The following is an 18604-nucleotide window of genomic DNA, read 5'->3' on the forward strand; positions in this document are numbered from 1 at the left end:
GGGCTCTCATCCTCATCGTCGTCCTCGCCGCAGTCCTGTGAGCTCGGGCGCCGCGAGCGACGAGCTCGATCGGCTCAGGTCGGCGATCCTCGACGCCGACCAGCTGGTGCGGGCCCTGGCCAGCGGTCGGCGCAAGGGCCAGCCCCTGCCGGTCGTCGAGGGTCGCGAGGTGCGGCGCGTCGAGATCCGGCCCGTCGACCTCAAGGCGGGACGCCACCTGCAGGTGACGTCGTACGACGACACGCAGGCCTACATCGCCAACCATGCGCCGGGCGAGGAGGCGGAGGCGGCCGTGCACGCGCTGCTGGCCCAGCCCTTCGCCAACTGGCACGTCGACACGACGACCCACACGCACCAGGCACGGGTCACGAAGAAGGGTGCGGTGCTGGTGCACGCCTCGGCGCGCAAGGAGGCCGTCGAGACGTCGCACGGCCACGACCGGGACAAGGGTCGGCTGCTGCGGGAGGACGACCCGGCACTGGTTGCGCTGGGCATCAGCGACGCGCAGGGGAGGGTCAAGCCGAGCCGTCAGGCGAAGTACCGCCAGGTCGAGGAGTTCCTCCGGCTGCTGGACTCCAGCCTCGCGGACGGCTTCGCGAAGGGCCACCTGCGCAGCCCCACGCCCGAGGACCCGCTGCGCGTCGTGGACCTCGGCTGCGGCAACGCCTACCTCACCTTCGCCGCCCACCAGCTCCTGACCACTCCGGTCAGCGAGGGCGGTCGCGGCCTGCCAGTCCGCATGACCGGGATCGACGTCCGGCAGCAGTCGGCGGACCACAACTCCGCGATCGCGGCCAAGCTCGGCATCGAGGCCGACTTCGTGGTCGGCTCGATCTCCGACGCCCGGCTCGAGAAGGCGCCGGACGTCGTCCTCGCCCTGCACGCCTGCGACACGGCCACCGACGACGCCCTGGCCCGCGCCGTGGAGTGGGGCGCGCCGCTGGTGCTGGCCGCTCCCTGCTGTCACCACGACATCGCGGCCCAGCTCAGGAAGGCGCCGCCGCCTCCTCCCTATGCCGCGCTGACACGCGACGGCATCCTCCGCGAGCGGCTGGCCGACACCCTCACCGACGCCCTGCGCGCGGAGCTGCTGCGCGGTCTCGGCTACCGGGTCGACGTCGTGCAGTTCGTGGAGAGCGCCCACACGCCCCGCAACACCCTGATCCGCGCGGTCAGGGTGGCGGCGGGACGGGCGAACGGGGCCCGGAGCGAGTACGACGACCTGGTGGCCGCGTGGGGCGTCCACCCGCGGCTGGGCGAGCTCCTCGAGCGTTCGTGACGTGAGCCATGCCTGACGCGCGCCGGATCGCAGTGGGAGTGTGCGTCATCGCGCCGTTCCTGATCGGCGCGGCGGCCGGAGCACCCGGTGCCGACAGTGCCGACGGTGGGGCCGCCTTCCGGTTCACCGATCCCGACATCGTGGAGTCGAGCGGGCTCGTCGTCACCGACGCCTCGCCAGGGGGCCTCGTCGTCACCACCAACGACTCGGGCGACTCGGGGCGGGTGTTCACGGTCGACCCGGGCACCGGGAGCACGGTGGGTGTCACCGCGTGGACCCCGGAGCCGCGGGACGTGGAGGCGCTGGCCCCGGCAGGCCCGGGCCACGTCTGGGTCGGCGACATCGGGGACAACCAGCACGTGCGGGAGTCCGTCGAGGTCCTCCGCGTCCCCGTCGGCAGAGGGCGCCTCGAGACCTCGCCCGAGACGTACGAGCTCACCTACCCCGACGGCGCCCGCGACGCGGAGGCGCTGGTGAGCCACCCGGTGACGGGCCAGCTGTTCGTGATCACCAAGGGGGTGTTCGCCGGCACGGTCTATGCCGCACCGAGGCAGCTGAGGCAGGGCGACACGAACCTGCTCGAGGAGGTGGGCGAGGCGCCGGGGATCGTCACCGACGCCACCTTCCTGCCCGGCGGTGGCGGCGTCGTGATGAGGACCTACTCGAGCGCCCACCTCGTGGCATTCCCGTCCTGGCAGCCCGTGTCGTCGTGGGACCTGCCTCGCCAGGACCAGGGCGAGGGGATCGCGCTGGCCGGACGTCAGCTGCTGGTCAGCAGCGAGGGAGCGCGGTCCCAGGTGCTCCGGCTCGCGCTTCCATCCGAGGCGCGGGCCACGGACCTGCGCTCGCCGGCCTGGACGAGCCTGCGCTGGCTCGCGACCGCCCGCGGTGTGCCACTACCTGCTGGTTGAGGAGGTCCCAGCCGCCCGCTGGTTGAGGAGGTCGCCCAGCGACCGTCACGAAACCTCAGGCGAGCGCCGCGTCGAGCGCGGCCTGCACGTGCAGCGTCGTGCACGGGAACACGGGAAGCTCGACGTCGGCCTGCTTGACCAGCAGCTCGAGCTCGGTGCAGCCGAGCAGCACCCCGCCGGCCCCGGCGTCCCAGAGCTCCTCGATGATCGAGACGACGCGGCTGCGCGTGCGGGGCAGCACCACCCCGTGCACCAGCTCCTCGTAGATCGCGTCGTTGAGGAAGTCGTGGTGGCTCTCGTCGGGCACCACGACGGCCAGCCCGCTGCTCTCCAACCGCTCGACGAAGAAGGACTCGGACATGGCGACCTTGGTGCCGATGAGCCCCACCGTCTGCACGCCCGCGGCCTTGACCGCAGCGGCGACGACGTCGGCGAGGTGGAGCAGCGGGATGTCGACGGCCTCCTCGACCTGGTCGGCCACCTTGTGGAAGGTGGTCGTGCAGAGCAGCAGGAAGTCGGCGCCCGCGCGCTCGACCCCACGGGCCGCGTCGGCGAGCAGCGCGCCGACCTGGTCCCAGCGCTCGTCGTCCTCGAGGTGCGTCACCTCGGCGAAGTCGACCGTGGTCAACGCCAGCTTGGGGGAGGAGAGGCCGCCGAGCCGCTCCCGCATCCCGAGGTTGAGGTCGCGGTAGTAGACCGCGCTGCTCTCCCAGCTCATGCCGCCGACGAGTCCGATGGTCTTCACGCGCGGCAGTCTGCCACGCCTCAGGTGCGGTGGACCTTGTGTGCCGCTGCTTGGGCGCGAGGCTTGATGACCAGCTCGTCGATGTCGACGTGGGAGGGCCTCGTGGCGACCCAGGCGATCGCGTCGGCGACGTCCTCGGCGAGCAGCGGCTCGTCCACGCCGGCGTACACGGCGTCCGCCCTGGCCTGGTCGCCGCCGAAGCGCACGAGCGCGAACTCGTCGGTGCGGACCATGCCCGGCGCGACCTCGCTGATCCGGATCGGCTCGCCGTTGAGCTCGAGCCGCAGCGTCTCGGTGACCACCTTCACGGCGTGCTTGGCGGCGGTGTAGCCGGCCCCGCCCTCGTAGGCCCACCGCCCCGCCGTCGACCCGACGTTGACGATCACGCCGTCGCCGCTGGCGCGCAGGGCCGGGAGCAGTGCCTGGGTGACGCGGACCAGGCCCAGCACGTTGACGTCGTACATCCATCGCCAGTCGTCGAGGTCCGCGTCCTCGACCCGGTCGGCCCCGACCGCGCCGCCGGCGTTGTTGACCAGCACGTGGCAGGTGGGCACCGCAGCGGCCAGGGCCGCCACCGAGGCGGCGTCGTTGATGTCGCAGGTGACCGCCTCGCCGCCGATCTCCGCCGCCAGCTGCTCGATGCGGTCCGTACGCCGCGCAGCGCACACGACGCGGAAGCCCACTGCGGCGAGGGCACGGGCGGTCGCGGCGCCGATGCCGCTCGAGGCGCCCGTGACCACCGCGGTGCGGGTCGGGGCTCGGTCGTGGGCCTGGTCCTGGGTCCGGTCCTGGGTCATGAAGCCATCCTGCCAAGATGTCCCGATGATCATCGCGGCGGCCGACGGTTCGGCACTCGGCAACCCCGGCCCGGCCGGATGGGCGTGGTACGTCGATGACGGCTGCTGGGCCTCCGGAGGATGGCCGCACGGCACCAACAACATGGGCGAGCTCATGGCGGTGCTCGACCTCCTCCAGCAGACGGCGCACCTCGACGAGCCGCTGCGCGTCTACTGCGACAGCACCTACGTCATCAACACCGTCACCAAGTGGATGGCGGGCTGGAAGCGCCGCGGCTGGCGCAAGGGCGACGGGAAGCCGGTGATGAACGTCGAGCTGGTCAAGGCGCTCGACGCGGCCATGCAGGGGCGCGACGTCGACTTCGTCTGGGTCAAGGGCCACGCCGGCCACGAGCTCAACGAGGCCGCCGACAAGCTCGCCAACGCCGCCGCGACGGCCTACCGCGAAGGCAAGCAGCCTGAGCCGGGGCCAGGTTTCGCGGAGAGCGTGGTCGCCCATCCCCACGCCACGGTCGGGCAGGTCGAGCCCGAGCCGGACCTCTTCTCCGGGCTGGAGCCGGTCGCGGCGCCGGCCGATGTTCGCCCGGCGGCCAGGACGGTGGAGCCAGAGGTGGAGGTCGAGGTCGTCTCGCTCGACCTCCTCGACGCCGACACGATCCGTCTCGGGTGGCACGCCTCGACCGATCCCCCTGCCCACGTCCGCAGCACGCTGTGGGTGCGTACAGGTGGCCAGTGGCAGGCGCGTTCGGGCACGGGCGCCGACGAAACCTGAGCTGGGACCCGCCGGGCGGGTCGTGGCAGACTGCCCGGATGCTTCCCGCGAAGACGTCCGCCGCCGCGGCTCTCCTCGGCGGCGTGCTGTGGATCCTCCACGCGCTGCTCGGCGGCGGCAGTGGCCCGCTCACCAGCACGCTCCACTTCGTCGGGCTCGCGTGCCTGCTCGTGGCCGCAGCCCTGTTCGGCAGCACCTTGGTCAAGAGCGATGCGACCGCCATGCGCGTGCTGGTCGCCCTGGCCTCCGCCCTCCTGGCACTGTCGCTGATCGAGGCGTTCCGGCTCAGCGACACCCCTTGGTACGACGGGTTCTGGGGCATCGTGGCGGCACTGATCGGCGGGCTCGCGCTCCTGCGTGGTCGGGGCAGGCCCTCCGGCCGTCCGGCTGCCGGCGCGCACGCACGCTGACCGTCGGGAATCCCGGAGCCTCTCGCGAGGTTGTGTCCTGAGGTGCCCACGTCGGGCGCCAGGACGAAGGAGGCAGTGTGGGCGAGCGGGTGGCCATGATCAGCCTGCACACCTCCCCCCTGGACCAGCCGGGCACGGGCGACGCGGGCGGGATGAACGTCTACGTCATCGAGCTGTCCAAGCGGCTGGCGGCACAGGGCATCGAGGTCGATGTCTTCACCCGGGCCACGTCGTCGGCCCTGCACCAGGTCGTCGAGGCGGCGGACGGGGTGCTGGTGCGCCACATCGCGGCGGGCCCCTTCGAGGGACTCACCAAGGGCGAGCTGCCCGGTCAGCTGTGCACCTTCGCGCGTGAGGTGCTCCGTGCCGAGGCGATCCAGCCGCTCGGCCACTACGACGCCGTCCACTCCCACTACTGGCTCTCCGGGCAGGTCGGGGCGCTCGCCCGCGACCGCTGGAACGTGCCGCTCGTGCACTCGATGCACACGATGGCGAAGGTCAAGAACGAGGCCCTCGCCGAGGGGGACACCCCCGAGCCCCTGTCCCGCATCATCGGAGAGGAGCAGGTGGTGGACGCCGCCGACCTCCTCGTGGCCAACACGCACACCGAGGCACAGCAGCTCGTCGAGCTCTACGGTGCCAGTCCCGACGCGGTCGAGGTGATCCATCCCGGCGTCGACCTGTCGGTCTTCTCACCCCGGGGCCGGGCGGAGGCCCGGCGCGAGCTCGGCCTGCCCGAGGACGCGGTCGTCCTGCTGTTCGCGGGCCGGATCCAGCCGCTCAAGGCGCCCGACGTGCTGCTGCGCGCCGTCGACGTGCTGCTCCAGCAGGACCCGTCGCTGCGGCGACGACTCGTCGTACCCGTCGTGGGCGGTCCGTCAGGCTCCGGACTCGAGCACCCGACCGCACTGGCGGACCTGGCCGCCGACCTCGGCATCAGCGACGTCGTACGTTTCGTGCCGCCGGTGACGCAGACCGAGCTGGCCGTCTGGTCCTCCGCCGCCACCGCCGTCGCGGTCCCGTCCTACAACGAGTCCTTCGGCCTGGTGGCCGTCGAGGCGCAGGCGACCGGCACGCCGGTGGTCGCGGCCGCCGTGGGTGGGCTCACCACCGTGGTGCGAGACGGCGTGAGCGGTCTGCTGGTCGACACCCATGAGCCACGCGACTGGGCGGCCACTCTGCGCCGACTCATCGACGACCCGGCCCTCGTCGAGCAGCTCGGCAAGGGGGCCGTGGCACACGCGCAGGAGTTCTCCTGGGACCACACGGCCGAGCGCACCCTGGAGGCCTACGCACGGGCAGCCGGCCGGATGCGTGCTGAGATGGCCACATGACCGACACCTCCCGGGCAGTCGACACCGTCCGCGCCCATCTCGTCGAGAACGGGATCGAGCACGAGGAGATCGGCGGTACGTCGTTCTCGCTGAGCCTGCCTGGAGAGAAGAAGCTCCAGACACCGGTCCGCCTCGACGTCGGCCCCCACGCCCTCGGTGTCCATGCCTTCGTGTGCCGCAACCCCGACGAGAACCACGCCCGCGTCTACCGGTGGCTGCTGGAGCGCAACCTGCGGATGTACGCCGTCTCCTTCGCCGTCGACCGGCACGGCGACATCTACCTCGAGGCGCGGCTGCCGCTGTCCTCGGTGAGCGACGACGAGCTCGACCGGATCCTGGGCTCGGTGCTGGCCAACGCCGACGAGTCCTTCAACGCCATCCTGGAGCTCGGCTTCGCCTCCTCCATCCGCAAGGAGTGGGAGTGGCGGATCTCGCGCGGCGAGTCGACCCGCAACCTCGACGCCTTCCGCGGCTGGCTCGAGTCCTAGCCGTCGCTGGTCGAGGAGGGCGCCCCGGCGCCCGTCACGACACTGTTCACCTTCGGCGTACGACGCGCCACGAGGACGCCCGCGATGCACATCGCACCGCCGACGAACGCCAGCGCGGGCGGCACCTCGTCGAGCAGCAGCCAGGCCATGAGCGCGGTGATGAACGGGACGAGGAACGTCGACTGGGCGAACTTCCCGGCGTCGGCGTGGGAGAGGGCGTAGGCCCAGGCGACGAACGCGATCGCCGACGGGAACACACCGAGGTAGAGGATCCACCAGATCGTGTCCGCGGACGCGTCGCCCAGCACGCCGACGGCCTCGCCCGTCCAGGGCAGGCAGACGACGGTGCCGACCACGGCGTACCAGAATGTGAGCTCCAGCGGGGAGATCGTCGGCAGCAGCTTCTTCTGGGTCAGGACACCGACGGCGAAGGTGAGCGCCGCCAGCAGGGAGAGGAGCACGCCCACGAGGTCGCCGTTGGCGCCGCGGGACGACGCCTGGCCGATGACCACGACGCCGGCGAAGCCCACCGCCATCCCGATGAGCAGGTTGCGGGTCAGCCGCTCGCCGAGGAAGAACGCCGCGAGGAGGCCCACCAGGATCGGGCCGATCTGGATGATCAGCGCGGCCGTGCCGGCGTCGATGCGACGCTCGGACTCGTTGAGCGCGAGGTTGTAGACGCCGAACCACGAGATGCCACCGGCCAGGATCAGCGGCCACTCGCGGCGGTCGGGCAGGCGTGAGATGCGCCCCTTCATCAGCGCCAGCACGGCCAGGGTCATGACCGCCAGCCGGGCCAGCGACAGCGTGCCGGGCGGCACGCTCTCACCGAGGTGGCGGATCCCGACGAACGCGCTGGCCCAGAGGACGAGCGTGAGCGCCACCGCGGCGAGCGGCAGCCAGGCCCGGCTGGGCGCCCCCGGCCCCGTCGTGGTGGGGGCGGTCGGGGGGCTGGTCGAGGTCACGGGTCAAGGCTAGGGACGCCGATGACGCGCCGCGAGCGCTTTTCGGACGGCGTACGCCGACATCCCGCCGTCGCCGCAGGTTGAGGAGGGACGAAGTCCCGTCACGAAAGCACGGCTCAGCCAGCCACCGTCACCCGGGCGGCGACAGCGTCCACCTTGCTCGGTGCATGCGTCGACACGGTGCGGACCGTCATCGTCGTCGCGGTGCCCGGCTTCGCCCGCTTCAGCCGGGTGACCGTGACGGTCACGGTGACCGACCGGCCGACGGCCAGCGTCTCGGTGCGGTAGCGGCCGTCGATCACGGCAGCCGAGACGTCCTTGCCACCAGCGACGTAGGTCAACCTGAAGGCACGGTTGGACCTCGTCCCCGCGAGCTTCAGCTTCTCGGCTGTGTCGCCCTGGTTGGTCACCCGGACCTGGAAGCTCACCTGCCGGGCGCGACCGCGCAGCGTCGCGGCCACGCGCTGGTCGGCGAGGGTGTAGACCTCCGCGCCGACGAAGCGGCCCCTGCCGCGGCGGATCTCCGCATCGGGGCGGTACGCCGCTGCGGTGGGCGGGACATCCGTGGGGTTCGGCGTGGGGGTGGCCGTGGGTGTCGGGTTGGTCGGCGTCGACGTGGTGGTGGTCGTGGTCGTAGTGGTGGTCGGGGTGGGTGCCGGGACCTCCCCAGGAGGTGCGACCACCAGCGTCTGGTGGGCGCTGCCCTCGTTCAGCGCAGCGTCGGTGATCGAGGCCACCACCTCGTAGGTGCCGGGGGCGAGGTCCTCGGCGCTGACGCCCCACGTGCCGCCGGGGTTCACGGTGGCGGTGAGGAGCTGGTCGTCCACATTGACGTCCACGACCGTGCCGGCGCGCTCGGCGGTCGTGCCGTAGGTCCACGGGGAGAGGTCGGTCGTCGAGCGGCTCGCGCCTCCGTCGATGACCACGACGGGCACGGTCAGGTCGACGGTCAGGACCTGGCTCGCCGAGCCCGTGTTGCCGGCCGCGTCGTCGACGGACGCCAGCACGAGGTGCGCCGTCTCGGTCAGTGCCGCCGCCTCCACGGTCCAGGTGCCGGCGCTCGCGACCGTCGTCAGGGTCTGGTCGCCGACCATGACCGACACCGTCGCATCAGGCTCGGTCGTGGTGCCCGAGATGCTCGGAGTCGTGTCGGAGGTTGCTGCACTCGTGCCGCCGAGGACCGTGACGCCCGGTGCGTCGGCGTCGACGGTCAGCTGCTGAGTGGCGGTGCCGGTGTTGCCGGACGGGTCGGTGACCGACGCGACGACCGTGTGTGACCCCTGAGCCAGGGCGTGGGTGCTCAGCGTCCACGCCCCTGCGTGGGCGCGCGTGGTGAGCACCAGGGTGCCGGTGGTCACCGTGACCACGGGGGTCCCCGGTTCGTCCGTGGTGCCTGAGACGGGCGGCGTGGTGTCCCGGGTCGAGCGGGAGGGTCCACCGTTGAGGGCGACCACTGGGGCGACCAGGTCGTCGATCGGCCTGGTGATGGGGCTGTTGGCCAGGGCCATGGTGCTCGACGTGAGGGCACGGCCCTTGAGGGAGGCACCGTCCCCGAACGAGATCGCGCCCTCGGCGAGGATCGTGCCGGCCCACTTGGCATTGGCCCCGAGGGCCACGGCGCCGACCACCTGCCAGTAGACGTTGTTGGCCAGCGCGCCGTTGGTCAGGACGACCTTGGTGGACGCCGCGGAGCTGAGGGCGGCGCCGATCTGGAAGACGAAGATGGCATTCGGGTCGTCCTCGGCGTCGAGGATGATGGTGCCGGTGTTGGTGACCGCCGCCGCCGTGGAGTAGAGGCCGGGCGTGAAGGTCTTGCCGACCAGGTCGCCACCGAAGGCGGTGCCGCCGGTCTGGGCGACGACCGAGTCGTACGCCGCCTGGCGGTCCTCGTGTGCTGCTTCGACCTCATCGGTCCCGACGCGGGTCGTGCCGTTCACCGTGCCGGGCGGGAACCCGGTCAGGGTGCCGGTGACTCCGAGGTCGAGCGCGAGCACGGTGCCGGTGGCGGTGGCAGGGTTGGTGATGCTGGGCCCGGCGAGCGCGGAGAACCCCGCGGCGCGGCCGAGGGCCACGCTGCCGGCGACGGTCGGCGCGGCAGCTGCCGCGGACGTCGCGGTCACGAGAGGACCGACGACCATGAGGGCCGTGGCCGCCACCGCCAACCGTGCCGTCGTGGTGCGGGTGAGGAGCTGGGCAGGTCGGCTGGGACTCATCAGAGAGTGCGCCCTTAGGTCGCGGCACTCTCGCCGTCCCTCCGGAACCCCGGACGAGACGTTGATCAACAGTTACCGTCCCGTGGACCGTAGCCCGCTATGACGGTCTCCGTGGCCGAACGACCTCAGAGGTCGAGCTTGTAGCCCAGCCCTCGCACCGTGACGAGGTACTTCGGCTCGCTGGGGTCGGGCTCGAGCTTGGCGCGCAGCCGCTTCACGTGCACGTCGAGGGTCTTGGTGTCGCCGACGTAGTCCGAGCCCCAGACCCGGTCGATCAGCTGCCCGCGGGTGAGCACGCGGCCGGGGTTGCGCAGGAACATCTCCAGCAGCTCGAACTCCTTGAGCGGCAGGCGCTGCTCGGTGCCGTCGACGGTGACGACGTGGCGCTCCACATCCATCCGCACCGGTCCGGCCTCGAGGGTGTCGGGCATCAGGTCGGGCTCCTGGCCGCGGCGGAGCACGGCGCGGATCCGCGCCACCAGCTCGCGGGGGGAGTAGGGCTTGGTGACGTAGTCGTCGGCGCCGAGCTCGAGCCCGACCACCTTGTCGACCTCGTCGTCCTTCGCGCTGACCATGATCACCGGGACCGACGAGGTCTGCCGGATCTGGCGGCACACCTCGGTGCCGGGCACGCCGGGCAGCATCAGGTCGAGCAGGACGATGTCCGGACCGAACCGGTCGAACTCGGTGAGGGCGGTGTTGCCGTCGGCGGCGATGGCCACCTCGTATCCCTCCTTGCGGAGCATGTAGGCGAGCGCGTCGCTGTAGCTCTCTTCGTCCTCGACGACGAGTACCCGGGTCACTGGCGTGCCTCCTGCGTGTTCGTGGTGCGCTTCGTGGGTGCGGCAGCGGCCGCCGGCCGTGCGGGGACGATGACCTCGACCGGGGTGGTGGTGTGGCCCTGGCCCGGCTCGGGGTTGCGGGGGAGCGTGAGCGTGAAGGTCGAGCCCTGGCCCTCGACCGACCACACGGCGATGTCCCCGCCGTGGGTGGCCGCGACGTGCTTGACGATCGCCAGGCCCAGGCCGGTGCCCCCGGTCGAACGGTGACGGGCCGGGTCGACGCGGTAGAACCGCTCGAAGATGCGGTCGATCTCGCCGGCGGGGATGCCGATGCCCTGGTCCACGACCGAGATCTGGACCTTCTCGCCGTCGGACCGGGTGGTCACGACGACGCGGGACCCGGCGCCGGAGTAGGCGACGGCGTTGGCCACGAGGTTGCTGACCGCCGCACCGATCTGCTCCTGGGAGCCGAAGACCTCCAGGCCGGCCTCGCCGCGCGACTCGACGGTGATCTCCTTCGCGGCCGCCTCCATGGCGCTGGTGTCGACGGCGGTGGCCACCGCGGCGTCGAGGTCCACCATCACGGGCGTCTCGAGCGGGTCGTGGCCCTGCAGCCGGGACAGCTCGATGATCTGCTGCACGAGCCGGGAGAGCCGGTCGCTCTCGGTGCGCATCCGGTCGGCGAAGCGCTGGACGGCCTCGGGGTCGTCGGAGGCGTCGATGACCGCCTCAGCGAGCAACCGGATGGCACCGACCGGGGTCTTGAGCTCGTGGCTGACGTTGGCGACGAAGTCGCGGCGCACCGCCTCGACCCGCTTCTCGCGGGTGCGGTCCTCGACCAGGGCCAGGACCAGCCGCGCACCGAGGGGCGCGACACGTGCGGTGAGCGTGCGGGTGGTGCCGCCGTCGGGCGCTTGGAGGTCGAGCTCGCTCTCGCGGATCTGTCCGTCGCGGCGGACCTGCGCGACGAGGTCCAGCAGCTCGGGCACGACCAGGGTGTCGCCGCGCACCAGCCCGAAGGCGTACGCCGGCGCCGACGCCTTGAGGACGTGGTCGGCCTCGTCGACCACCACCGCGCTGGAGCGCAGGATGCTCAGGACCGCCGTCACCCCGGCCTGGACGACCGGCTCCTCCGCCTCCGGCGGCGTGTGCCGCTGGCGGTCGCTGATGTGCCACGCGAGGACCGCACCCCCGGCGACGATGGCCCCGACGATCGCGGCCAACCCAGCCTGCAGCGTCGGATCCACGCTCACCATCGTACGCATCCGGCCACCTCGGCCAGCCCCGGTGGACACCCGGCGTCGAGTGTTCATGTGGCGTTCATCGAGCACGGACTGCTGTTCGCTTCGGCTGCCTACAGTGCGCCGCATGCGTGAGGCTTTCCATGACCAGCTCGACGGCATCTTCGCCGACCTGTCCGAGATCTGCGGACAGGTCGAGATCGCTGTCCGTGAGGCCACCAAGGCGTTGATGACCGGCGACATCCACATCGCCGACCAGGTCATCAGCGGGGACAAGGCGATCGACGCCGCGCGCGAGCGGGTGGACGACACGTCCTTCGCCCTGTTGTCGCTGCAGCAGCCGGTCGCCGGCGACCTGCGGATGATCGTCTCAGCGCTGCGGATGGTCAGCGAGCTCGAGCGGATGGGTGACCTCTCGGTCCACGTGGCCAAGATCGCCCGCCTGCGCGTCCCGGCCGTCGCGGTGCCCGACGAGCTGCGCCCGACCATGGAGCGGATGGGCGAGACGGCGGAGGACATGGTGCGACGGGTGCGCAGCATCATCGTGGACCGCGACGTCGACGCGGCCATCGAGCTCGGCCGTGCCGACGAGGTGATGGACCAGCTGCGCCGCCGCAGCTTCACCGAGCTGCTCTCCACCGACTGGCACCACGGCGTGGAGGCCGCGGTCGACATCGCACTGCTGGGCCGCTACTACGAGCGCATCGCCGACCACGCCGTGTCGGTGGCCAACCGCGTGGTCTTCGTGGTCACCGGCGAGCAGCCGGCGCGGGACTGATACCTACCGGCCCTGGTTGGCGACGGCTGCGGCAGCGGCGGCAGCGGCCTCGGGGTCGAGGTACTCGCCACCCGCGACTGTCGGACGCATGTCCTCGTCGAGGCGGTAGAGCAGCGGCATGCCGGTGGGGATGTTGAGCCCGGCGATGTCCTCGTCGCTGATCTGGTCGAGGTGCTTGACAAGGGCGCGCAGGCTGTTGCCGTGGGCGGCGACCAGCACGGTCCTCCCGCTGCGGAGGTCGGGCACGATGTCGGACTCCCAGTAGGGGAGGAACCGGGCGATCACGTCCTTGAGGCACTCCGTGCGCGGGAGGTCGTCGCCCAGGTCGGCGTAGCGAGGGTCGTGGGCCTGGGAGAACTCCGAGGAGTCGTCGAGAGGCGGCGGCGGGGTGTCGAACGAGCGGCGCCAGAGCATGAACTGCTCCTCGCCGTACTCCTCGAGCGTCTGTTTCTTGTCCTTGCCCTGGAGCGCGCCGTAGTGGCGCTCGTTGAGCCGCCACGATCGCTTCACCGGGATCCAGTGGCGGTCGGCGGCGTCGAGGGACAGGTGCGCGGTGGTGATGGCGCGGCGCTGCAGGGACGTGTGGACGACGTCCGGGAGCAGCCCGGCGCCGACGAGCAGCTCGCCGCCGCGGACGGCCTCGGCGCGGCCCTTCTCGGTGAGGTCGACGTCGACCCAGCCGGTGAAGAGGTTCTTGGCGTTCCAGTCGCTCTCTCCGTGGCGGAGCAGGACCAGCGTGTGCGTCATGAGGCGTCCATGCCTTCCCAGTAGCCGGTGTCGTCAGGGACGACCGGGACGTTGAGCGTGACGCGCTCGCCGTCGCCGAAGTCGACGGACAGGGGCACGAAGTCGCCCGCCGCGAAGTCGCCCGTGAGCACGATGCCCGCCGCCGGCTCGGCGAGGTTGACGATGCCGCCGGGCTCGATCGGGATCGGCTCGAACTCCGCGGCCGTGATCGCCTCGCCGTCGTCGCCGGAGACGGCAGTCAGGGTCTGCTCGTTGTCCTGGTCGCCGTTGGACAGGGAGGCCACGAACGTCCCGGAGCCCTCGCCTCCGGAGACCACCACCGCCGACAGCACGTCGACCACGCCGTCGCGGTTGTTGGCGCCGCTGCCCGGGGTGTAGTCACGGTCCGTGGCGTAGTCGAAGCCGCAGGAGGACAGCGGAACGGCGAGCGCGAGAACCGCGGCGGCGGTCGCGAGAGGTCGAAGCTGCATGGCCCACACCCTAGCGTCGGCTCACGTCAGTCCGACGGTCCGCCCGGCGATCAGGATCGCGACCACGACGAGACCCGTGAACACCGCCGCGACCATCAGCAGGCGGGGTGTGCCGGTCCGCAGCGCCAGCACCAGCGGGAGCGACCTCTCACCCTCCTCGTGGTCGTGCACGAGGCCCGGCAGGGAGAGGAGGACGTGCACCCCCAGGCCGAGGGCGCCCGCCAGCACGGTCATGGTCACGGTCGGGGGAGTCGTCGTACCGACGCCGTTCCAGCCGCCGTAGGCGAGGAACGCGGGATAGAGGGCGAAGCTGGCCAGCCACGGCACGAACGAGAGCACCCGGGCGTGCAGCAACCAGTCACCGATCCCCGCGACGGCGAGCAGGGCGAGGTAGGCCAGCCCCGCCCGGCGCCCGTGGGCGACGGCGAGGGGTACGACGAGCAGCAGCGCGCACGTCAGCGTGAACCAGACCGTCCCGGGGTCGAGCACGCCGAGGCTGAGCGGCTTGTCCGGGCGGCGCCGAAGGTCGCGGCGCCGGTCGACGAGGTCGTCTGCCCAGCCCAGGACCGACTGGCCCACCAGCACCGTGCCCCCCACGAGCGCGACCTCCTCCAACGGGCGTCCGGCGACGGCGGCCGCGGCCGCGGCCGCTGCGGCGGTGACAACTGCCTGGCGCGGGTGCGCGGCACGGGCGAGGAGCAGCGCCGGGGTCGTCGACATGGGCGAAGTATGCCCAGAACGGGCGCCGCAGGGGGGCGCGCACCACAAGAACGCCGGACTTGTCAAGCCCGCATGTGGCCTCTGACCTGCGCAAACGTGATCGGAGGTGATTCGAACCCGTGTTAGAATGGTCACCTAGGAAGGGGAACTGAACATATGACTTTCACCGTTGGCGAAACGGTCGTCTATCCCAATCACGGGGCCGCAGTCATCGAGGATATCGAGATGCGGACGATCAAGGGGGAGGACCGCCAGTACCTCGTCCTCCGGATCGTTGCTCAACAGGACCTGGTCGTGCGCGTGCCGGCCTGCAACCTCGATCTCGTCGGCGTCCGTGACGTCGTCGACAAGGCGGGCCTTGACCGCGTCTTCGACGTGCTGCGCGCCGCGCACGTCGAGGAGCCGACCAACTGGTCGCGTCGCTACAAGGCCAACCTCGAGAAGCTGCACTCGGGTGACGTGATGAAGGTGTCGGAGGTCGTGCGCGACCTGTGGCGCCGCGAGCGTGACCGTGGGCTCTCGGCCGGTGAGAAGCGGATGCTGGCCAAGGCGCGCCAGATCCTCGTCTCCGAGCTGGCCCTGGCCGAGAAGACCAACGAGGACAAGGCCGAGGCCATCCTCGACGAGGTGCTCGCCTCCTGAGCAGCAACGACAGTGACCGAGGCCCCTGGGACGAGATTCCCCGGGGCCTCGGTCTCGTTCTGGACGAGGAGCGCGGGTCGCTTCCCTACGCCCTCCTCCACGGCGAGGCCCTCGTCGCCTGCGCGGCATGGGCGCTCGGGGACTCCGGTGTCGACATCGTCGATGCCACGGTCGAGTGGTCCGGCCTCGCCGACGCGGGCCGGCACGTCGTCCTGCACGACTCGCTCTGCCCGATGACGCCTCCGTCCTTCATCGCCGCGTGCCTCGACCGTGCCCGCACCTCCGGGCACGCAGTCGTCGGCGTCCGGCCGGTCACCGACACGGTGAAGGTGGTGGCGCACGGCCTGGTCGGCGACACGGTCGACCGTGAGGGCCTCGTCGCGATCACCTCCCCGCTCGTGATCCCGGCGGACGTCGTGGCCGCGCTGGCGCAGCGTCCTTCGTCCGACCTGGCCTCGGCGGTGGCGGACCTGGCTGCCGCTGGGCACACCGTCGAGACCCTCGTCGCGCCCGCGGAGGGCCGACGAGTCACCTCGCCCGAGGACGTGAGGGTGCTCGATGCCCTCACGGCCGGGCCGGGCTGACCCCCGTCAGGCTGAGCTCGACCGCGAGCGCCAGGTCCTCGGGGAAGGTGACCTTGAGGTTGAGAGCGCTGCTCGGGACGGCGGCGACGGCGACCTCGCGGTAGGCGGTGACGCAGGCGGCGGTGTCAGTGCCCTCGAACCCGTCTGCGGCTGCCTGCCGGTAGGCCGCAAGCACCTCGGTGGCGCGGAACGCCTGCGGCGTCTGGACGGCGCCCACCTCACCGCTCACCGGGGTCAGGTCCGCGTGGAGCAGGTGCCCCACCGGCACCACGGGGATCGCCCCACCGAGCTCTCGACCGGCCTCGATGACGGCCTGCCAGAGGCCGACGGAGGCCAGCGGACGCGCTCCGTCATGGACGACCACGACGTCGACCTCGCCGGAGGCGATGTCGTCGGCGACGACCTGAATGGCCGCCCATTCGGAGGCGTGTCGCGTGGACCCGCCGTCCACCACGAGCGCCTCGCGCTCGCCCAGGTGCGGCGCGACCGCCGCCTCGACGTCGGCCCGGTCCTCCGGGCGCACCACGAGCACGAGTCGACGTACATCGGGGAGGGCGAGGGCAGCCCGCACCGACCACACCAGCACCGGCGCGTCCCGGAGCGGGAGGAGGACCTTGTTGACCTCGGCCCCGACCCGGCTTCCCGAGCCGGCGGCGAGGATGACGACAGCCGCCGACATCAGCGGACGACCAGCGCAGTGGCGATCGCCGCGACGCCCTCGCCGCGCCCGGTGAGACCGAGCCCGTCGGTCGTGGTGGCGGAGACGCTGACCGGTGCGCCGACGGCGGCCGAGAGCGCGGTCGCGGCCTCGTCGCGGCGGGGCCCTAGGCGGGGGACGTTGCCGATCACCTGGACGGCCACGTTGCCGATCTCCCAGCCCGCGGCGCGCACTCGGCGTGCCGTCTCCGCGAGCAGGGCCGCGCCGGACGCGCCCGCCCACTCGGGCTCGGCCGTGCCGAAGTTGCTGCCGAGGTCACCCAGGCCCGCGGCCGAGAGGAGCGCGTCGCACGCCGCGTGCGCGGCCACGTCGCCGTCCGAGTGGCCCTCCAGCCCGGCCGGCTCGTCCGGCCAGGCGAGCCCGGCGAGGTGCATCGGCACGCCCTCCACCAGGCGGTGCACGTCGGTGCCGATGCCGATGCGGGGTCCGGGGCGGGGGGTGGTCACGTCGGCATCATGCCCGAGGGGGAGACAGAATGGACGCGTGACCACTCGCCGTATGCACTGGGTGCTGGCCGGAGTCCTCGCCGGGCTCGCCGGACTGGCGACCAGCTATGCCACGGCGATGGTCCTCACCATCCGCGAATCCCCCGTGGTGGCCGTGGCCGAGGAGCTGATCAAGGTCACGCCCGGCGCGGTCGCCGAGCGAGCCATCGCGGTCCTGGGGCACTACGACAAGCCGGCCCTCGTGCTCGGCATCCTCCTGTTCCTGCTGGTGTGCTTCGCGGGAGCCGGACTGCTGGCCCGCGGCGGCTGGTGGCGACCCGTCCTGGTGTGGTGCGCGCTGGCCGGCCTCGGCCTCGCAGCGGTCCTGGTCCAGCGGGGCGCCGGGGTGGTCGACGCGCTGCCGGTGGTCGTGGGTCTGCTCACCTGGATCACCGTCCACTCCGCACTCACCGACGCCCTCCACCGCGGGCAGCGCCGCCCCGACCTCGAGTCCCACGAGCGACGGGTCTTCCTCATGGTGGCGGGTGCGATCACGGCGGCCTCCGTCGGCATCGCTGTCGCGGGCCGCTTCGTCGGCGCGGGACGGCGTCACGTCGAGCAGAGCCGCCGGCTGCTGCGCATCCCCGGAGTCACGCGCCGCCAGGCGCCACCGGCCACCTCGCTCGGCGTGAAGGGGATCGCCCCCTGGCAGACTCCCAACGAGGACTTCTACCGGATCGACACCACGATCGCCCCGCCGACGATCGAGCCCGAGGAGTGGTCGCTGCGCATCCACGGACTCGTCGAGCGCGAGCTGACGCTGAGCTTCACCGACCTGGTGGCGCGTCGGATGACGGAGTCGTGGATCACCCTCAACTGCGTGAGCAACAAGGTCGGCGGCGGCCTGGTGGGCAACGCGCGCTGGAGCGGCGTACGCATCGCCGACCTGCTGGCCGGCCTCGGCGTGAGCGACGAGGCCGACTGCGTGCTGCAGACCTCGCACGACGGCTGGTTCTGCGCGACGCCGCTGACCACCCTGACCGACGACCGCGACGCGATGCTGGCGGTCGCCATGAACGGGCGTCCGCTCCCGATCGAGCACGGCTTCCCCGTCCGGACGATCGTGCCGGGCCTCTACGGCTACGTCTCGGCCACCAAGTGGGTCGTCGACCTGGAGGTCAGCACGTTCGAGCGGTCTGTGGGCTTCTGGACCACCAAGGGCTGGTCCGCCGAGGGGCCGGTCAAGATCGCCTCACGCATCGACGTGCCCCGCTCCGGTGACGAGGTCCCGGCCGGCGAGGTCACCGTCGGCGGGGTCGCCTGGCACCAGCAGACCGGCATCGAGGCCGTCGAGGTGCAGGTCGACGGCGGGGAGTGGGCGACGGCCGCCCTCGGGCGCGTGCCCTCAGTGGACACCTGGGTCCAGTGGGCCGTCACCCTGGACGTGCCCGAGGGGGACCACGAGGTCCGGGTGCGCGCGATCGGCAAGGACGGCGACACCCAGACCAGCGTCGAACGCGCGCCCGACCCTGACGGCTCGACAGGGCTCCACACGATCGAGATCAGTGCGGTCTGACCTCGCC

Annotated in this window: 21 protein-coding genes; 10 read left to right on the top strand and 11 right to left on the bottom strand. The window is 72.0% G+C overall.

What is annotated here, in order from left to right; all coding sequences use genetic code 11:
- Nucleotides 1–37: 37 nt before the first annotated feature.
- Both J3P44_RS19815 and J3P44_RS19820 read left to right on the top strand, forming a co-directional pair.
- Nucleotides 38–1279, top strand: a complete 1242-nt coding sequence (locus J3P44_RS19815) for a class I SAM-dependent methyltransferase (RefSeq protein WP_255892198.1) — start codon at nucleotides 38–40, stop codon at nucleotides 1277–1279.
- An 8-nt stretch (nucleotides 1280–1287) separates the two neighbouring features.
- Nucleotides 1288–2190 (top strand): hypothetical protein, encoded by a 903-nt coding sequence (locus J3P44_RS19820; protein WP_255892199.1) that lies wholly within the window; start codon nucleotides 1288–1290, stop codon nucleotides 2188–2190.
- A gap of 55 nt (nucleotides 2191–2245) precedes the next feature.
- On the opposite strand, the gene J3P44_RS19825 is transcribed toward J3P44_RS19820, so the two are convergent.
- Both J3P44_RS19825 and J3P44_RS19830 read right to left on the bottom strand, forming a co-directional pair.
- Nucleotides 2246–2935 (bottom strand): aspartate/glutamate racemase family protein, encoded by a 690-nt coding sequence (locus J3P44_RS19825; protein WP_255892200.1) that lies wholly within the window; start codon nucleotides 2933–2935, stop codon nucleotides 2246–2248.
- A 20-nt stretch (nucleotides 2936–2955) separates the two neighbouring features.
- Nucleotides 2956–3732, bottom strand: a complete 777-nt coding sequence (locus J3P44_RS19830) for an SDR family NAD(P)-dependent oxidoreductase (protein ID WP_255892201.1) — start codon at nucleotides 3730–3732, stop codon at nucleotides 2956–2958.
- Nucleotides 3733–3757: 25 nt separating this feature from the next.
- Between J3P44_RS19830 and J3P44_RS25625 the strand changes: the two genes are divergently transcribed.
- From J3P44_RS25625 to J3P44_RS19850, 4 genes are all read left to right on the top strand, one after another.
- Nucleotides 3758–4504, top strand: a complete 747-nt coding sequence (locus J3P44_RS25625) for an RNase H family protein (RefSeq protein WP_308212283.1) — start codon at nucleotides 3758–3760, stop codon at nucleotides 4502–4504.
- Nucleotides 4505–4542: 38 nt separating this feature from the next.
- Nucleotides 4543–4914: a hypothetical protein gene (locus tag J3P44_RS19840; protein ID WP_255892202.1), complete on the top strand. Its 372-nt coding sequence runs from the start codon at nucleotides 4543–4545 to the stop codon at nucleotides 4912–4914.
- Between the two features lie 77 nt (nucleotides 4915–4991).
- Nucleotides 4992–6248 (top strand): D-inositol-3-phosphate glycosyltransferase, encoded by a 1257-nt coding sequence (mshA, locus tag J3P44_RS19845; protein ID WP_255892203.1) that lies wholly within the window; start codon nucleotides 4992–4994, stop codon nucleotides 6246–6248.
- Nucleotides 6245–6736, top strand: coding sequence for a type III secretion system chaperone family protein (locus J3P44_RS19850; protein WP_255892204.1), 492 nt, complete (start codon nucleotides 6245–6247; stop codon nucleotides 6734–6736). Before mshA ends, J3P44_RS19850 begins: the two co-directional genes overlap by 4 nt.
- Here the strand turns inward: J3P44_RS19850 and J3P44_RS19855 are convergent.
- The 4 genes from J3P44_RS19855 to J3P44_RS19870 form a co-directional block, all read right to left on the bottom strand.
- On the bottom strand, nucleotides 6733–7701 hold the full coding sequence (locus J3P44_RS19855) for a DMT family transporter (protein WP_255892205.1): 969 nt from the start codon (nucleotides 7699–7701) through the stop codon (nucleotides 6733–6735). The genes J3P44_RS19850 and J3P44_RS19855 overlap by 4 nt on opposite strands.
- Before the next feature lie 116 nt (nucleotides 7702–7817).
- A complete protein-coding gene (locus J3P44_RS19860; RefSeq protein WP_255892206.1) occupies nucleotides 7818–9914 on the bottom strand; it encodes an ice-binding family protein in 2097 nt (698 codons plus the stop codon).
- Between the two features lie 125 nt (nucleotides 9915–10039).
- On the bottom strand, nucleotides 10040–10717 hold the full coding sequence (locus J3P44_RS19865; protein ID WP_255892207.1) for a response regulator: 678 nt from the start codon (nucleotides 10715–10717) through the stop codon (nucleotides 10040–10042).
- Entirely contained in the window at nucleotides 10714–11952 is a 1239-nt protein-coding gene (locus J3P44_RS19870; protein WP_372496682.1) for a sensor histidine kinase, read from the bottom strand. Before J3P44_RS19870 ends, J3P44_RS19865 begins: the two co-directional genes overlap by 4 nt.
- A 112-nt stretch (nucleotides 11953–12064) precedes the next feature.
- On the opposite strand from J3P44_RS19870, the gene phoU reads away from it, so the two are divergent.
- Entirely contained in the window at nucleotides 12065–12715 is a 651-nt protein-coding gene (phoU, locus tag J3P44_RS19875) for a phosphate signaling complex protein PhoU (RefSeq protein ID WP_255892211.1), read from the top strand.
- A gap of 3 nt (nucleotides 12716–12718) precedes the next feature.
- Here the strand turns inward: phoU and J3P44_RS19880 are convergent, their stop codons facing one another.
- Genes J3P44_RS19880 through J3P44_RS19890 form a run of 3 tightly spaced genes read right to left on the bottom strand, consistent with a single transcriptional unit; the run spans nucleotide 12719 to nucleotide 14652 of the window.
- The gene (locus J3P44_RS19880; RefSeq protein WP_255892212.1) at nucleotides 12719–13462 is read right to left on the bottom strand and encodes a phosphoglyceromutase; all 744 of its coding nucleotides are present in this window, start codon (nucleotides 13460–13462) and stop codon (nucleotides 12719–12721) included.
- Nucleotides 13459–13932: a copper chaperone PCu(A)C gene (locus J3P44_RS19885; protein WP_255892213.1), complete on the bottom strand. Its 474-nt coding sequence runs from the start codon at nucleotides 13930–13932 to the stop codon at nucleotides 13459–13461. The genes J3P44_RS19880 and J3P44_RS19885 overlap by 4 nt, the downstream gene beginning before the upstream one ends.
- A 21-nt stretch (nucleotides 13933–13953) precedes the next feature.
- Nucleotides 13954–14652, bottom strand: a complete 699-nt coding sequence (locus tag J3P44_RS19890) for a hypothetical protein (protein WP_255892214.1) — start codon at nucleotides 14650–14652, stop codon at nucleotides 13954–13956.
- Nucleotides 14653–14808: 156 nt separating this feature from the next.
- Between J3P44_RS19890 and J3P44_RS19895 the strand changes: the two genes are divergently transcribed.
- Together J3P44_RS19895 and J3P44_RS19900 are read left to right on the top strand one after the other, a co-directional pair.
- Nucleotides 14809–15294 (top strand): CarD family transcriptional regulator, encoded by a 486-nt coding sequence (locus J3P44_RS19895; RefSeq protein WP_255892215.1) that lies wholly within the window; start codon nucleotides 14809–14811, stop codon nucleotides 15292–15294.
- A 155-nt stretch (nucleotides 15295–15449) separates the two neighbouring features.
- Nucleotides 15450–15878, top strand: coding sequence for a 2-C-methyl-D-erythritol 4-phosphate cytidylyltransferase (locus J3P44_RS19900; RefSeq protein ID WP_255892582.1), 429 nt, complete (start codon nucleotides 15450–15452; stop codon nucleotides 15876–15878).
- On the opposite strand, the gene J3P44_RS19905 is transcribed toward J3P44_RS19900, so the two are convergent.
- Both J3P44_RS19905 and ispF read right to left on the bottom strand, forming a co-directional pair.
- Nucleotides 15859–16557: an IspD/TarI family cytidylyltransferase gene (locus J3P44_RS19905; protein WP_255892216.1), complete on the bottom strand. Its 699-nt coding sequence runs from the start codon at nucleotides 16555–16557 to the stop codon at nucleotides 15859–15861. The genes J3P44_RS19900 and J3P44_RS19905 overlap by 20 nt on opposite strands.
- Nucleotides 16557–17042: a 2-C-methyl-D-erythritol 2,4-cyclodiphosphate synthase gene (ispF, locus tag J3P44_RS19910; RefSeq protein ID WP_255892217.1), complete on the bottom strand. Its 486-nt coding sequence runs from the start codon at nucleotides 17040–17042 to the stop codon at nucleotides 16557–16559. The genes J3P44_RS19905 and ispF overlap by 1 nt, the downstream gene beginning before the upstream one ends.
- A gap of 37 nt (nucleotides 17043–17079) precedes the next feature.
- Here ispF and J3P44_RS19915 point away from each other — a divergent pair, with 37 nt between their 5' ends.
- Nucleotides 17080–18597: a molybdopterin-dependent oxidoreductase gene (locus tag J3P44_RS19915; RefSeq protein ID WP_255892218.1), complete on the top strand. Its 1518-nt coding sequence runs from the start codon at nucleotides 17080–17082 to the stop codon at nucleotides 18595–18597.
- The last annotated feature ends 7 nt before the right edge of the window (nucleotides 18598–18604 follow it).

It is taken from the genome of Nocardioides astragali (genome assembly GCF_024436375.1).
Taxonomy (GTDB): domain Bacteria; phylum Actinomycetota; class Actinomycetes; order Propionibacteriales; family Nocardioidaceae; genus Nocardioides; species Nocardioides astragali.